Annotated in this window: 16 protein-coding genes; 11 read left to right on the top strand and 5 right to left on the bottom strand. The window is 51.3% G+C overall.

The window, feature by feature from the left end:
- The first annotated feature begins 83 nt into the window (after positions 1-83).
- From ABD028_RS20125 to ABD028_RS20135, 3 genes are all read left to right on the top strand, one after another.
- A complete protein-coding gene (locus ABD028_RS20125) occupies positions 84-2,864 on the top strand; it encodes an EAL domain-containing protein (RefSeq protein WP_343847235.1) in 2,781 nt (926 codons plus the stop codon).
- Between the two features lie 648 nt (positions 2,865-3,512).
- Entirely contained in the window at positions 3,513-4,130 is a 618-nt protein-coding gene (gene ribA / locus ABD028_RS20130) for a GTP cyclohydrolase II (RefSeq protein WP_102797650.1), read from the top strand.
- A gap of 102 nt (positions 4,131-4,232) precedes the next feature.
- Positions 4,233-4,748: a GAF domain-containing protein gene (locus ABD028_RS20135; protein WP_343847236.1), complete on the top strand. Its 516-nt coding sequence runs from the start codon at positions 4,233-4,235 to the stop codon at positions 4,746-4,748.
- A gap of 211 nt (positions 4,749-4,959) precedes the next feature.
- Here ABD028_RS20135 and ABD028_RS20140 read toward each other — a convergent pair whose 3' ends face one another.
- Complete coding sequence (locus ABD028_RS20140) at positions 4,960-5,823, bottom strand: ATP-grasp domain-containing protein (RefSeq protein ID WP_343847237.1); 864 nt, start codon at positions 5,821-5,823, stop codon at positions 4,960-4,962.
- 68 nt (positions 5,824-5,891) lie between these two features.
- On the opposite strand from ABD028_RS20140, the gene ABD028_RS20145 reads away from it, so the two are divergent.
- The 4 genes from ABD028_RS20145 (at position 5,892) to ABD028_RS20160 (ending at position 9,838) form a co-directional block, all read left to right on the top strand.
- Positions 5,892-6,467, top strand: coding sequence for a cytochrome b (locus ABD028_RS20145; protein ID WP_343847238.1), 576 nt, complete (start codon positions 5,892-5,894; stop codon positions 6,465-6,467).
- Positions 6,468-6,564: 97 nt separating this feature from the next.
- Complete coding sequence (locus ABD028_RS20150) at positions 6,565-8,076, top strand: thymidine phosphorylase family protein (RefSeq protein WP_343847239.1); 1,512 nt, start codon at positions 6,565-6,567, stop codon at positions 8,074-8,076.
- A complete protein-coding gene (locus ABD028_RS20155; protein WP_343847240.1) occupies positions 8,073-8,996 on the top strand; it encodes a ribose-phosphate diphosphokinase in 924 nt (307 codons plus the stop codon). The genes ABD028_RS20150 and ABD028_RS20155 overlap by 4 nt, the downstream gene beginning before the upstream one ends.
- Before the next feature lie 65 nt (positions 8,997-9,061).
- On the top strand, positions 9,062-9,838 hold the full coding sequence (locus ABD028_RS20160; protein WP_343847241.1) for a substrate-binding periplasmic protein: 777 nt from the start codon (positions 9,062-9,064) through the stop codon (positions 9,836-9,838).
- On the opposite strand, the gene ABD028_RS20165 is transcribed toward ABD028_RS20160, so the two are convergent.
- From ABD028_RS20165 to ABD028_RS20175, 3 genes are all read right to left on the bottom strand, one after another.
- On the bottom strand, positions 9,835-10,116 hold the full coding sequence (locus ABD028_RS20165) for a Rho-binding antiterminator (RefSeq protein ID WP_343847242.1): 282 nt from the start codon (positions 10,114-10,116) through the stop codon (positions 9,835-9,837). The two genes, ABD028_RS20160 and ABD028_RS20165, sit on opposite strands and share 4 nt — an antisense overlap.
- A 760-nt stretch (positions 10,117-10,876) precedes the next feature.
- On the bottom strand, positions 10,877-11,143 hold the full coding sequence (locus ABD028_RS20170; RefSeq protein ID WP_343847243.1) for a DUF2024 family protein: 267 nt from the start codon (positions 11,141-11,143) through the stop codon (positions 10,877-10,879).
- Between the two features lie 51 nt (positions 11,144-11,194).
- Positions 11,195-11,431, bottom strand: a complete 237-nt coding sequence (locus tag ABD028_RS20175; RefSeq protein ID WP_343847244.1) for a thioredoxin family protein — start codon at positions 11,429-11,431, stop codon at positions 11,195-11,197.
- 149 nt (positions 11,432-11,580) lie between these two features.
- Here ABD028_RS20175 and ABD028_RS20180 point away from each other — a divergent pair, with 149 nt between their 5' ends.
- Positions 11,581-11,862 (top strand): winged helix-turn-helix transcriptional regulator, encoded by a 282-nt coding sequence (locus ABD028_RS20180; protein WP_216362591.1) that lies wholly within the window; start codon positions 11,581-11,583, stop codon positions 11,860-11,862.
- A 32-nt stretch (positions 11,863-11,894) separates the two neighbouring features.
- Here the strand turns inward: ABD028_RS20180 and ABD028_RS20185 are convergent, their stop codons facing one another.
- Positions 11,895-13,220, bottom strand: coding sequence for an ATP-binding protein (locus ABD028_RS20185; RefSeq protein ID WP_343847245.1), 1,326 nt, complete (start codon positions 13,218-13,220; stop codon positions 11,895-11,897).
- Between the two features lie 275 nt (positions 13,221-13,495).
- Between ABD028_RS20185 and ABD028_RS20190 the strand changes: the two genes are divergently transcribed.
- From ABD028_RS20190 to ABD028_RS20200, 3 genes are all read left to right on the top strand, one after another.
- Complete coding sequence (locus ABD028_RS20190; RefSeq protein ID WP_102797661.1) at positions 13,496-13,912, top strand: VOC family protein; 417 nt, start codon at positions 13,496-13,498, stop codon at positions 13,910-13,912.
- Between the two features lie 9 nt (positions 13,913-13,921).
- Entirely contained in the window at positions 13,922-14,290 is a 369-nt protein-coding gene (locus tag ABD028_RS20195; protein ID WP_102797662.1) for a VOC family protein, read from the top strand.
- Positions 14,291-14,613: 323 nt separating this feature from the next.
- On the top strand, positions 14,614-14,913 hold the full coding sequence (locus tag ABD028_RS20200) for a hypothetical protein (protein WP_343847246.1): 300 nt from the start codon (positions 14,614-14,616) through the stop codon (positions 14,911-14,913).
- The last annotated feature ends 611 nt before the right edge of the window (positions 14,914-15,524 follow it).

Consider the following 15,524-nt stretch of genomic DNA (forward strand, 5'->3'; position numbering starts at 1 on the left):
AGCCAACGTTGAAACTCACCTCTTACATTCTGCTGCTTGCATGCCTGCTGCTCGGTTCGATGTTGCCATGTCAGGGACAGCCTTTGATTCTGGATTCGGCCTTTACCAGTCAGGAACTCAACGGCCAGATCGAATATCTGCGTGCCGAAAAATACGCGCAGTTGTCTGACGTACAAGCCAGCCCCGACTGGCAGCGCCAATTGGATATTCAACCTCTGTCGCCGCAGCAGAGCCTGTGGGGCCGTTTCAAGGTTGTGCAGCAGGCAGGCAATCAGGCCAGATTCGCTTTTGTGATTGCCAATCCAACCCTGGACGAAGTGGATCTGTACCTGCTGGATGACCGGGGCCGTATCCGCCGCTCGTTAATGATGGGGGCTTTGCGACCTTTCAGCGCCAGAGAACTGAATCACCGACATTTTCTGATCCGCCTGGATATGACGCCAGGGGAACAGCTGGATATTTATTTCCGCATTGCCGACAAAGGTCCGCTGGTATTCCCCGTGCAGTTATGGCGTGACGAAGTACTGATTGCCGAAGAACAGGCCAACCTGGCTATTATCGGCATGATCGGCGGCGCCCTGTCGATTCTGGCATTTTATTACCTGATTACCTATGTGCTGCTGCGCAGTCCGGTACGCTTCTGGTTTTCCATGGCCAGTTTCAGCTTCTTACTGCTGTTTTTAAATGTGGAAGGGGTGCTGGTACAGATTGTACCGGGGCTGTCTGGCTATATCTCGCTGCTAACCCTATGCCTGGTGGCCCTGGCACTTTTCAATGCATCCAAAGTGTCGCATCTGATGTTGCGCGGCGTACCTATGTACTGGCGCTATGTGTCTTACAGTGCCTCTTACCTGCTGCTGTTGTGCGCCTTTGTACTGAACGATTACTGGCAGATTATTGCTGCTATCGGCCTGGCTGGCGCAACCTTGGTAGTGCAACTGGGCGTGGCCTGGCGCTACAGCGACCGTAAGGACGGCCGCCCCAACCGCCTTTACGCCATCGGCTGGTCCAGCATCAGCCTGATTGCCTTATTGCAGTCGGGTTTCTATTTAAGTGGCGTGATTCTGGAATCCACCCTGAGCCTATATCTGACCTTACTGACCTTATTTGGCATCTTGTTGATTGCCCTGGCGGTAGAAGCCCATCAACAAGCCCAGGTGCTGTCCCGTTACGAACGCCAGAGCAACACCATCAATGACTTAAGGCGCTTTTACGAGCTGTTCCGCAACTCGGCCGAGGGGCTGTATACCTCAACCCTGGCTGGCAAACTGATTACCACCAACCCTGCCATGTGTAAGCTGTTTGGCTATGACAACGAACAGCAGATGCTGAAAGAATGCGGCAATACCTCACAGTTTTATGCCAACCAGGTGGACAGGCTGACCTTAGTGGAAGAACTGGTTAAACAAGGGGTGGTGATGGGCCGCGAGATCCGCGGAGTACGCCGTGACGGCAGCCAGTTCTGGTTCTCCATTTCGGTACAGTTGCGCCATGAGCACAACGAGGATTACCTGTTCGGCACCATCTTCGATATTACCGAGCGCAAAGAATCCAGCATGAGCCTGGAATACATGGCCACGCATGACCCGCTCACCGGAGTATATAACCGCCGCGAATTTGAATTGCGTCTGCGCCGGGGCCTGAGCCAGGCCAGAGATGCTGAACAGGAATTAACACTGCTGTATATGGATCTGGACCAGTTTAAAGTGGTCAACGACACCTGTGGCCATAAGGCCGGCGACATCCTGATCAAGCAGTTGTCCCAGCAGTTAAATCAGGTAGTGGAAAACAAAGGTATTCTGGCCCGCTTAGGTGGCGACGAATTCGGCGTGTTGCTGGAAGGTGAACAGGCTAATGATCAACATGCCTACCTGCTGGCCAACAAACTGCTGAATGTGGTGCAGCAATTCCGCTTTGTATGGGACAACCGTATTTTTACCCTGGGTATCAGCATCGGCCTGGTGCCATACCACCGTGCCATTCATTCGCCCGAGCAATTGCTCAGCATGGCTGATTCGGCCTGTTATATGGCCAAGGAACAGGGCCGCAATCAGATTCATACCTACTCCAAGCAGGATGACAAAATTCAGCGCTATGAAACCGAATTGCATTGGGTTTCACTGATTAATAAGGCCCTGCAGGAAGACAGGTTTGAACTGTACTACCAGCACTACCATCCGCTGAATAAAATCTCCCGCGGCTACCATTATGAAATACTGCTACGTATGCAGGGCGACGAACCCGAGCAGATTGTGTCGCCAGCATCGTTTTTACCGGCCGCCGAACATTATAATCTGACTGCGCAAATCGACCGCTGGGTAGTGGAGCATTATTTCCGCTGGCTGGCCGCCAATCCGGAGCATAAAAACAGTCTGGTGCGGGCCAATATCAATTTAAGCGGCCATTCTCTGGGCGACAAGGAACTGCGCCTGTTTGTACTTAACGCCTTTGAAAAACACGGTATTCCTTACAATAAAATCTGCTTCGAAATCACCGAAAGCATGGCCATTATTAAAATGGATGAAACCCTGGAGTTTATTAAAACCTTCCACCAGCTAGGCTGCACCTTCGCTTTGGACGATTTCGGCAGCGGTTTCTCCTCTTACGGTTACCTGAAGAGTTTGCCGGTGAATTACGTGAAAATCGACGGCGGCTTTGTGAAAGACCTGTTGGTCGACCCGGTGGACATGGCGATGGTCAGTTCCATTAAAGACGTAGCCAAGGCCATGGGCATGAAAACCGTGGCCGAGTTTGTTGAAAGTAAGGAAATCATGGTGGAACTGGGCAAAATGGGCGTTGATTACGCCCAGGGCTATGGCGTGGCCCGCCCCGCCCCACTGCGCGACTTCACCCCCCTCGCCTGATCACAATATTACATCATCTCTCGCAGAGGACGCCGAGTCTTCAGGGCATAGATTGAATGATCTACTGTATGCCGCTTTAGTGGAAATATATGTGCCTAAAAGCATAAATAACCACAGAGGCACAGAGAACACAGAGTGGTTGAAGGGGCTAATTCACTGTGAAGGCATCTGCACTCATCACCGTGACTTATAAAATCTATATATTTCAATAAATTAGTTTAGCTTCCTGCTTTTCTCCGTGACCTCTGAGTCTCTGTGGTGACATTGATCTGAACTAAGTTGTAAATAACCAAAGAGGCACGGAGAACACAGAGTGGCTGAAGGTGTTAGTCCCAGATGAGACCATATTCTCTCACCTTCTAGGCACATAAAAATCCTACATTTCAATAATATTAGTTTTGTCTCCTGCTCTTCTCAGTGCCCTCTGTGCCTCTGTGGTAAAAGAAATCTTTACCGAAGGTCGTGGTGAAAGCTCAGACAAAGCGAGCGATAAAAGCCAACCATTCAACTTATTAGATTAACCAATTCACTATTTTGATTTTCCATTGTCGGCCTTTGCCGCTATATTGTGCCTCCCTTGGCGGGCAGCCTGCATAGTGCGAGCGCCCGATACTGTACTAAACTCGATAAAACGGCCAAGTTCAGACCATGACTAACGCGGATTCGCCTTTCGAATATATCAGCAGTGCCAAATTGCCCACCCGGTTTGGCCAGTTCACCATCCATGGCTTTGTAGAAGTCGCCACGGACCAGGAACATGTGGCCCTGTCCTACGGCGATTGGCAAAAAGACGAAGTGGTGCCCATTCGCATCCATTCAGAATGCCTGACCGGCGACGCCCTGTTCAGCACCCGCTGTGACTGCGGATTCCAGCTTGAAAAGGCCCTGCAGAATATTGTCGAGCATGGTAAGGGGGTGATTCTGTATCTGCGCCAGGAAGGGCGTGGTATTGGTCTGCTCAACAAGATCCGCGCCTATCATTTGCAGGACAACGGTATGGATACGGTCGAAGCTAACGAACATCTGGGCTTTGACGCCGACCTGCGCGATTATCGCATTTGCCGTTTTATGCTGGATCACCTGAATATCAGCAAAGTTCAGTTAATGACCAATAATCCACGTAAAATCAAGGCCCTGACCGACCTCGGAATCGAAGTGGTCAGCCGTACCCCCATCGACCACGGTATTACCGACGACAACCGCGGTTATATCCGCACCAAGACGCAGAAACTGGGGCACGAATTCGACCCGCACCTGCTGAAATAACATACAAAGAATGCCGCAACAAAAACGCAAATAAGGCTGTTAAGACACAGCCTTTGGCATTATTCTTAATCTATCCCTGATTGATAAATTGGTTGTTTCAACATGTCAAATCTGTCAACAGAGTCTGTTTCTCTGGTGACTAAGGACCAGTTACTTTCCATTATCCAGGCCCAGTCCGATATTATTGGCGGCGGCTTAAACCTTACCCAAGTGATGCAAAAAATGGCCATGCTGGCCGAGCAGCTGACTTTTGCCTCGGGGGCGGTGGTAGAGATGCTGGACGGCGATGAAATGGTCTATCGCGCCGCCACCGGCAAAGCGCAAAGCCGTTTGGGTATGCGACTGCATAAGGACAGCAGCCTGTCTGGTTTATGTATTAAAGAAAATAAAGTACTGAACTGCCGCGACGCCAGCCAAGACCCACGGGTAGACAGGCAGGCCTGCCAGGCGGTGGGGTTGCAGTCTATGTTGGTGGTACCGCTCAAGTATGCTGACAAGGTAGTGGGGGTAATTAAGGTGTTCTCGATTAAAACCGACAGCTTTGACGAAGTGGACGCGCAAATCCTGACCATGGCTGCCGACATTATCAGCGCCGCCATGCACTCCCTGACCAAATAACCCGCTTTTCCTACCAAAAGCATAAAAACCACAGAGGCACAGAGCACACAGAGTTTTTGAGGGTAGTATCCTAGCGAGAGGACCTTTGCACTCACAGTCGAGACCAAGAAAAATATTTATTTCAATAAGTTAGTTTATTCTCCTGCTCTTCTCCGTGTCCTCTGTGTCTCTGTGGTAAACAAATTCTTTACCGCAGGTTCGTGGTGAAAGTTCAGCCGAAGCGGGCAACAAAGGCATCCACAAAGCGCTGGGGTGAAGCAGCGTCCATATTGAAATACAACGAAGGCTCAATCAGCTCCAGTTCCATCACCGCAAGGCCGTCTGCCAGACGCACATAATCCAGCCGCGCATACAAGGTGGCTTCGGGCAAGGCCGCCAGGGTTTGCCGCGCCAGTTCCAGCAAGGCCGGTTCGGGTTCAACCGCCTGCAGATAACCGCCATGTTCCTCCTGCACGCGAAAATCTCCCGCCTTGGGCCGCTTAACAATACAATGGCTGTACTCGGTGCCGAAGAAAAATAGTGAATACTCACCTTCCTGCAAAATAGCCGGTACAAATGGTTGTATCATATGAGCACGACCGGCAAAACGTTCAGCCAGCAGTGCGGCCTGGTCTTGCAGCCTTTGTCGATTTAGCCGGTAAGTGTCGTCTGCATTGGCGCTGACCAGCGGCTTAATAATCAGTTCGTCACAAGCAAAATGCTCAAACGCGCTGTGACAGTCGGCCAGATGAAAGTCATCACGCCACAAACTGGGCACGATAGCGATACCCCGCTGTTGGATATCGCGTAAGTAACCTTTGTTAATATTCCAGCGTACCAGTGCCAACGAGTTGGCCAACATGGCCCCCGAAGCATCAATACCTTCCAGGCAGCGCAAAAAAGCCCCGGCATCCTGCTGGTAATCCCAGGGGCTGCGGATCACCACCACATCAAAGCGCGCCCAGTCAACGTCTTTTGCCCGCCAGGACACCCGCTCCACATGCCAACCTTTGACGGCCATGGGTGCATACAGCAAGTCGTCATAAACAAAGTAGCCTTCGAGGCTGTCCATGGATAAAAAAGCACAGGTTTTCATAAGGCTTTACTGCAACGGGTGAGAGCGGCAATATAGCCTGCCAGAACCTGAAACAACAAGCAAAGAGCATGGCGTTAACCAATAGCGATAAAGACTACGGCCGCATTGCCAAATGGCTGCACTGGGGCACTGCCCTGTTATTTTTAGCCTCCTATTGTGCGGTGTATTACCGCCAGTGGTTTACCGAGAGGCAAACCCCGGAAAACTGGACCGCCCTGCAGCTGCACCTGTCGGTGGGCGTGACCATAGGGGTATTACTGGTATTACGGTTGATTTGGCGCCTGACCAATACCCAGCCAAGGATCTGCCCAGGCCCGGCCTGGCAGGTTAAAGCCGCCCACTGGGGCCATTGGCTGCTGTATGCGATGATTTTTATTATGGTATTTACCGGCTATACCGGCACCGGCGCCAATACCGAGTTTTTCTTCTTGTTTGATATCCCTAAATTTGAAGATACCTCCATGATGCCAGCGTTAATGTCATTGCTGGGGGTGGAATACGCCGCCTATGAGGATGTGATGGACTTGATCCACAAGGACATTGGCGGAGCCTGGCTGGTTTGGATGCTGATTCTGGGCCATGCCAGCGCCGCTTTGTATCACCATCTGGTGGTAAAAGATCGCACCCTGAAAAAGATGCTTTAAGCCAACCCCACTTGATTGGGATCAAGCAGCTTCTATCCTCAGTGTATTAGCCTGCCGGAATGAATCTGGCAGTGCTTGTCGCACTTGGAACATAAATATGGAAACCGTACACAGCCTGAATGCCGTGCGAATGGGCATCGACACCCACCAGGAACCCGTGGTGTATATGCGCCAGGATTGTCACGTGTGCAAGGCGGAAGGCTTTAATGCCAGCAGCAGAGTATTAGTTACCCACGGCAGCCACATGTTGGTGGCAACCCTGAATGTGGTGGAACAACATGTTCTGCCGCCGGGCTCGGTGGGGCTGTCGAATATCGCCGCGCTACGACTGCGCGCCGAGCAGGGTGACGCCCTGTGCATTGCCCATGCGCCGATTCTGCAGTCTATGAGCGCGGTCAGAAAAAAAGTCTTCGGCCATGCCCTGAGCAGCAGTGAAATGCGTGACATTGTGGTGGATATTGCCGCCCACCGTTACAGCGATATCGAAATCGCCAGTTTTCTCAGCGTCTGCGCGGGCAGTCGTTTGAATCTGGATGAAATCACCAGCCTGACCCAGGCCATGGTCGCCTGTGGCAAACGCCTGAGCTGGGCCGGTGAACGGCAAATTTATGACAAACATTGTATCGGCGGCATCCCGGGAAATCGCACCACTCCCATTGTGGTGTCCATAGCCAGCGCTGCCGGTCTGACCCTGCCTAAAACCTCTTCCCGGGCCATTACCTCGCCAGCGGGCACAGCCGACACCATGGAAGTGCTGACCAATGTCGACCTGCCGCTGGAAGAGATTCAACGCGTGGTCGCGCAAACCGGTGCCTGTCTGGCCTGGGGCGGCGCGGTAAATTTAAGCCCGGCCGATGATCTGTTAATTCGCATAGAGCGGGCCCTGGATTTAGACGGCGAAGGCCAATTAATTGCGTCAGTGCTGTCGAAGAAAATCGCCGCCGGTTCCACCCATGTGGTGATCGATATTCCGGTCGGCGACACCGCCAAGGTACGTAACCGTCAGCAAGCCGACAGGCTGGCCGCGCTGTTTACCGAAGTGGGCGAAGCCTGTGGCATTTATGTACGCTGCGTAATCACCGATGGCAGTCGCCCCATTGGCCATGGTATCGGCCCGCTGGAAGAAGCGCGGGATTTACTGGCGGTTTTACAATGCCAGGCCGACGCGCCCAGAGATTTACGTCACCGCTCTTTACTGCTGGCCTCACATTTACTGGATTTGGCACAGAATTGCGGCCTGGAAGCCGCCCTGTTACAGGCCACCGAGATCCTCGAATCCGGCCGGGCCTGGGGCCAGTTTAAGATGATTGTGGCTGCCCAGGGCGGTATGCGCGAATTGCCCGTTGCCCCCTACCAGCACCAGCAAAACAGCAGCCGTCATGGTGTATTAAGCAGCATAGATAATCGCCGCCTGGCCAGGCTGGCCAAGCTGGCCGGTGCGCCACAAGACAAAGCCGCCGGGCTGCGTTTGCATGTGGAAGTGGGTGACAGAATTGTGATTGGCCAGCCGCTGTTTACTTTGTACAGTGACAGCCAAGGCGAACAAGAGTACGCCCTGGAGTATTACCGCGAAAACCGCGATGTATTTTGTATTGAGGAGCCCCTATGAGTTTAGGTCGTGCACTGGTGCTGTTCAGCCTGACGCCACACCCGTTACATACCCCCCTTGCCCAGCAGTTAGGGGCGGAATCGGGGCGTCTGGAAAGGCGCGATTTTCCAGACGGCGAATCCTATTTGCGGATTAACAGCGAAGTAGCGGGTAAAGACGTGCTGGTGCTGGTCGACCTGGTGCACCCCAATGACAAATACCTGCCGCTGATTTTTCTGCTGGACACCCTGCGCGAATTCGGCGCCGCCTCGGTGGGGGTACTGGCTCCCTATTTAAGCTATATGCGCCAGGATATCCGCTTTAACCAGGGCGAAGCCCTGACCTCGAAAATTTTTGCTGGCGCCTTGTCCAGACATATGGACTATCTGGTTACGGTCGACCCACATCTGCACCGTTATCACAGCCTCGATCAAATCTACAGCGTGCCCAGCCAGGTGGTACAGGGCGCCCCGGCCTTGGCCCAGTGGCTGAAAGGACGGGACAATTTGCTGTTAGTCGGGCCAGACGCCGAAAGCGAGCAGTGGGTAGCCGGTATTGCCGGGCTCTGCGGTCACCCCTATGTGATTGGTGAAAAACAGCGTAACGGCGATCGCGACGTACAAATTCAGTTGCCGGACCTCAGTGCCTACGCAGGGCGCACCGCCGTGATGATTGACGATGTGATCTCCAGCGGCCAGACCATACTGCAATGTATGCAGGCCCTCAATAAAGCGGGTATTGCGCAACAAGAATGTGCCGCAGTGCATGGTATTTTTGCCGAAAGCGCGGCACAGATGCTGCTGGAAGCCGGTTTGCAGGCGCTGGCCACCAGCAACAGTATTGCGCATTTTTCCAATGCCATAGACCTCAGCCCCCTGCTGGTCGCACCTATACAGCAATGTTTACAGTTGATGCCGGCACAAAAAGCGGTGAATAATTAACCAGGCTTCTCCCTGGCCATACTTGTGGTAGTCTGGAAGCTTATTGTTGTCTGGAGCCTGCCTTGATGCGATTTTGCCTGCTGCTAATCTTGCCCCTGGCTGCATTTGCCAGTGATGGCCGGGGCGCATTGGTTGCCTGTCTGGATGAATTCCCGCCTTATCAGATGCTGGAAACCCCACCTAAGGGTGAACATGTTGCCGCCCTGGCGCAACTGGCCGAAGAGCTGGACATGGAACTGCAATTTGTTACCGAGCCCAACTTCGCCCATTGCATGAAACGCATCGAGCAGGGCAGTGCCGATGTTATTGCCGGCATTCTGGATCGCGAGGAACGTCGGCACTTTCTGCATTTGCTGCCCATGCGTAAAGACACCGCCTATATCTTTGCCACCCGCAACGACGCCAAACCCATTGAAAAATATACCGATCTGCACGACAGGTTGATTGCCGTATCAGAGGCCACCTATTACTTCGATCAGTTTGATCAGGACAACAGCCTGCAGAAGGTGGCATTAAACGACGTACATCATGCCTACAAACTGCTGTTGGCCGGTCGGGTGGACACCGTTATCAGCAGTATGGAGAATCTCACTGCTATTTTTGCCAGCGACCCCGGGCTGAAAGCGCATATTCAGGTCCAGCCTTTTACCCATGAACTGAACCGCATTGTGTATTTTGGCTTGTCCATGCAGTCCCGTCACGCCGGACAGGTCAATCATATTCGCGCCAAGGCGGAAAAGGCCTTTGCCGCCGGTAAATTTGAGGCGGTGATTCACCAGTTTGCTGCCGAACACCCTCAGTACTACCAGGTTAAGCCACAAGGCCTGGGCAAGGCCAATTAAAGGCCGCAGTGCCCCTGCTGGACATCCAGCTCGGTAAAATATTGGTTGTCAGTCAGCGCCCGTATGCGGGCAATCTGGTTAAGTTCCAGCTCAAAATTGCCACTGCCGTCTTCCAGCACCAGCCATTCACTACCCGCCTGGGTACGGGTGGTCAGCGCCACGCCGCTCCGCTGGCTGCCGTTAAGCAGCCATAGTTCCAGCCGGTAGCCATATAAACAGGCCACTTCGATATAGTCATGCACAGCGCAGGCAATGCTCTTGTTGGTCGGGGTTTTCATCAGTTTATCCTGCCTTTTTACTCTCACCATGAATGTCAGATTATGCACCGCCGAGGCGCTACAGAGCGCTGAGATTTCAAAGGCATGATCTCCTGCTATTCTCAGTAACCTTTGTGTCTCTGTGGTGACATTGATCTGAACAAATTTATAAATAACCACAGAGGCACAGAGAACACAGAGTGGTCAAAGGGGCTAATTCACTGCGAAGGCATCTGCACTCATCATCGTGACTTATAAAATACATATATTTCAATGAATTAGCCCAACTCCTAGCCCTTCTCCGTGACCTCTGTGTCTCTGTGGTGACATTGACCTGAACAAATTTATAAATAACCACAGAGCACACAGAGTGTTCAAAAGGGCTAATTCACAGCGAAGGCATCTGCACCCATCACCGCGACTTATAAAATCTATATATTTCAATAATTTAGTTTAACCTCTTGCTTTTCTCCGTGACCTCTGTGTCTCTGTGTCTCTGTGTCTCTGTGGTGACATTGACCTGAACTAACTTGTAAATAACCACAGAGGCACAGAGATCACAGAGATCACAGAGTGGTTGAGAGTATTCTTTGCGTACTCTGCGAGAAGCCCTTAGTTGTTCACCGCTGAAAGCGAATATTTTCAATATATATAGATTAAAAATCTCCTGCTCTTCTCTGTGACCTCTGTGTCTCTGTGGTAAACAAATTCTGTTCGTGTATTCAGTGTTCTTGGCGTGTAATAACGCCCAGCCCAAACAGGCCTTGGCAGGAGCAGCCATTTAGTCTCCTGACGGGCAGCCTTGCATGGGAATAATAGCAAAGCCCTGTTGTTCAATACTGGAGCGCACCGCAGCGTTGGCCATTTCAGCATGACAAAAATCGCAGCGCTGCTGACTAATCTCGGCCTCGTGCACGCCAATATCGCGTAAATACGCATCAGCAAATTGCCCCGCCCGGTGGCGGGCATCTTCAGTCACCAGCACATCAAAATGATAGTACGCGCCGCTTTTGGTATGCACATGGGTATCATAAACCAGAACTTGCATTGCACTTCCTTAACAAAATTAAGGCGGCAACCTGAGTCGCCGCCATGGCCACTAACGCAGATCGCTCAGCGACGCGCCAAAATTAATATGAAAGACCTGACCGTCCAGCACCAGGGCAGGTACCGACTTAACCCCCTGCTGTTCGGCTTCGCCAAGGCGCTGCGGCTGATCGCCAAAGTGCACAATCTCGACATTGACACGATTTGGATCCAACGCGGCAGCCAGATTTTGCTCGGCGTCAACACACACCGGGCAACCCGCATGGTAGAAAATGGCAGTGCTTTTCATGGTATTCTCCTGTGGTTAAAAGCCTGGCTATTACACGCCCCATTGCCAGGGAAAAACAGCAGGTACAAACCGGTAAGCCACTTACCAAATGGAGCATCTTTTTGATTAATAAAAAGAAAAAAGTTCAGACAAATATGACCGTGCATGCCATGGTGGAAAGCATTGTCGGCTGCAAATGGTCATTAACGGTGCTTAGCCTGATTCGGCAGGGCATTAACCGCCCCGGTGCCATGCAAAGGGAAGTGGACGGCCTGACCACCAAAGTGCTGAACGAGCGCCTGGTCAAACTCACCCGCTTTGGGATATTACATAAACAGATTTACCCCGAAAGCCCACCCAGAGTGGAGTATCAGTTCACCGAGTTTGGCCAGCACTTTCTGCAGATTATCGACAGCATCGAAAAGGTGCAGGCCGAACTGACATCCCAATAAGCTAAGTGGATACCGCTGACAACCTAGCCCTGTTAACCGTTGCGCAGATGGCGGCGAATAACATGCTCGGTATAATAAAGCGGCATAACAATATTTTGTTGTTCCAATGGCGATGAGCCCCTGGTGCCGGTTAGTTTGATGCTTTTCAGTGGCTGGCATTTTTCAATATACGAATTAAGCGATCTGGCTTGTGTTCGTTTACCACTTTTTACCTCAATGGGAATAATGTGACCGTCATGGTCCGCCACAATAAATTCTATTTCCGCCCTGGCGTCCTGCCAGGAAAATGAGGGTTCGATACCATAGGCGGCTAACTCTTGTTGCACGAAATTTTCTGCAATATATCCCTTGTATTCGCACCCCTGTTGCTTAATCTCTTTGTAGCTGGTGCCCAGCATATGATTCAGCAGCCCGATATCAAACATGAATAATTTCACTTTGTTGTCTTTAAGGTAAGCAGCGAGAGGACTGCGAGGTTTGCCATCGATGGGATAGTTTTTTAGCACCAGTCGACATTTTTCCAGCCAGGAAATGGCGCCTTCAAATTCCTGGTAGCGAGATTTACGTTGATGCACATCTTTAAAGCGAAAACGTTTAACTGACTCATCCAACACACTGGATAGCTGTGAGGGTACACTCCTGAATACTGCCTCGATAAGGCTTGCATCTGTTTTTCCAGAGTATTTGCCGAAGTCTCGCAGGTAACCAGAGACCAGATTGGCATGAATGTCCGAAACGGCTTTCACTCGCTCGAGTATGCTCTTGTCTGCCAGGGCAAACCACATAGCAACCGCCTCCGGCATTCCTCCGGTAAAGTAATAGTCGGTTAATTGGTCAAACAACTTGGTATGTGCAGCCGTTGAGTTCACCGCTGCATCATAGGCTTTAAGTTGTGCCGGTTCATCGGCAGCAATCAGAAACTCCCGAAATGTCAGTGGCCGTAAGTTGTGCTGCTCTACTTTACCTACAGGGAAAGCGTCAAGCAGACCAATATTAGAGCCACTGGCGGCCACATACATTTGCGGGGCTTTTTCGGCGAAATATTTAAGCGCGGTAACGGCCCTGGCGCATTCACCGATTTCATCAAGGATCAGCAGATCCTTATTCATATTGAATGTTTCCCCAGTAAGCAGCTCTATGTTCGAAATCACGTCCTCTGGCGTCAGAGAACCAGAGAAGGCTTCCGCCATACTTGGCGTCTCCAGGAAATCAATTCGTAATACATGCTCAAATTGGCTGCCCAGCAGCCTTTGTAGCAAATAGGTTTTACCTGTCTGACGGGCACCATCTATTAATAGCGGCTTTCGCTCTGTCCGTTTTTTCCAGGTTAACAAGGCAGATAGTAGTGTCCGATGCATAATTTGCCGCCTCAAATCATTCCCCATAGGCTAACTATACACTTTTATGCGCATAAAAATGTAACAAACCACACTTTTATGCGCATAAAAGTGTAATGTTCCGCACTTTTCTGCGCCTACCAACAGAAACGGCACCAACTACATAAGGCCGCGGGCCAATATCAATCCAGAAAAACTATCAAAAGCATTTGTTTAATTGATTGAATCAAGGCTTTACCTCAACCTTACTTAAGGTTTTATGCTATTTCCGAACTGGCACAGCAGGAGGATAAAACATGATTCACTTGGAACATTTAAACCTGGTGGTAAGCAATATGGACAAGGCGCTGGCCTTCTATCAGGCCGCCTTTCCCCACTGGCGGGTGCGTGGCGGCGGCCATCAGAACTGGTATGGCACCGAGCGCAACTGGCTGCACTTTGGCGACGATTACAATTACCTGGCACTGAATGACAACGGCCAGCAGCGCAATCGCGATTTAAACAGCAACGATGTCGGCCTGGCGCATTTTGCCTTTGTTACCGACAACCTCGACGCCCTAATCGACCGCCTGCAGGCCGCAGGTTTTGCCCCCATCAAGGGTGGCAACAGCCCGTACCGCAGCAATGTGTATTTTATCGATGCCGATGGCTACGAAGTGGAATTTGTACAGTACCACAGTGACATTCCGGCCCAGCGCAACCACTACCAATAAGGACAAGCAATGAACCTTAACCAAATTACCTTACCTGTCACCGATATGCAGGCCGCCGTTGATTTCTACCTGCAACTGGGTATGACACAAATAGTTGATACCCCACACTACGCCCGCTTTAGCTGCCCGCAGGGCGACAGCACCTTCTCGCTGGCCCTGCAGGCCGAGCCGGTGCAAAACCAGTCGGTGATCTACTTTGAATCGGACGACCTCGACAACCAGGTCGCCACCCTGCAGCGTCGCGGCATTAAGTTTGACCAGCCGCCCCAGGATATGCGCTACCTATGGCGTGAAGCCATACTGCATGACCCGGCAGGCAATAAAATCAAACTCTTCCACGCCGGTGAAAATCGCCTGAATCCGCCCTGGCGGGTGTAGGTCTGACCTAGGTCAGACTCCTGTTGGAATCAATTCCAGCCCACAAATCCCCCGTGGGTCTGACTTTAGTCAGACTCCTGTTGGAATCAATTCCAACCCACAAATCCCCTGTGGCTCTGACTTCAGTCAGACTCTAGTTGGAATCAATTCCAACCCACAACCCCCCTGTGGGTCTGACTTCAGTCAGACTCCTGTTGGAATTAATTCCAACCCACAGTAGTAAGCACCTCAGCCCGCGGGGTGCAATCTTCTTCAATAAAGCCACAGGCTACTGAATTTGTGCCTTGCATGCTAAATTCACTGAAAATCACCAGGAGCAGCCAATGGACAAGCATGCCTTTTTAGCCGAATGCCAGACCCGAATCCGCAAAGTCTATGAACTTACTAAGGCTGGTAAGCCTGACGATACATTAAAGTATCGTACCGAAGGTTTTATGAATGCCGGGGAATTCCTGGGCCTGATTAGTCGTGACGAAGCCAGGGAGTTAATCGAATCACTGCATCAGGATGCGTTTGGTGAAAGCATCGCCCAGCGCCGGGAGCGCAAAGACAGATTAAATAAGCTGAAGGAACACTCTTTGGATGCTTTCTATGACGAACCGGCCATCAACCGCCGCCCTTGAATTAAGCTTTCCCGCTGGGGAATACATAATTACCACAGAGGCACAGAGAACACGAAGGAAAGCAGGCAAGCCATGAGCATAACCAATTGAAAAATATTAATTATCTTTGCAGGTTCGGTGGCAATGCAAGGCCTCTCGCAGTGACGCTAAGGCGCTGAGAAACCCCGCAGCTTGACAATACCTTCACCCACTCTGTGTGCTCTGTGCCTCAGTGGTTACTTATAATTTTGTTCAGATCAAATTCACCACAGAGACACAGAGGGCACAGAGAAAAGCAGGAGACTGATCAATACCGACCACGAAAAACACGAAAATCCATTCCTCTCGCAGAGCCGCTAAGGCGCAAAGAAAAGCTCGCGGAGAGGTAACAGCACCTTACCTACTCTGTGCGCTCTGTGCCTCTGTGGTTATTTATAATTTTTATTCAGATCAAATTCACCGCAGAGCCGCTGAGAGCACCGAGAAAAGCAGGAGATCATAGATCCAAGGCCTTGAAATCTCAGCGTTCTCTGCGTCTCAGCGGTGAATGTGTCTCACAGTAACAATGTAGTGGCATAGTTAATTTGGCCACCTAATTAGAGCTGCTATGATGCAGTCAGAACTTCATTAGG

The sequence above is a fragment of the Bowmanella denitrificans genome (genome assembly GCF_039522935.1).
Taxonomy (GTDB): Bacteria; Pseudomonadota; Gammaproteobacteria; order Enterobacterales; family Alteromonadaceae; genus Bowmanella; species Bowmanella denitrificans.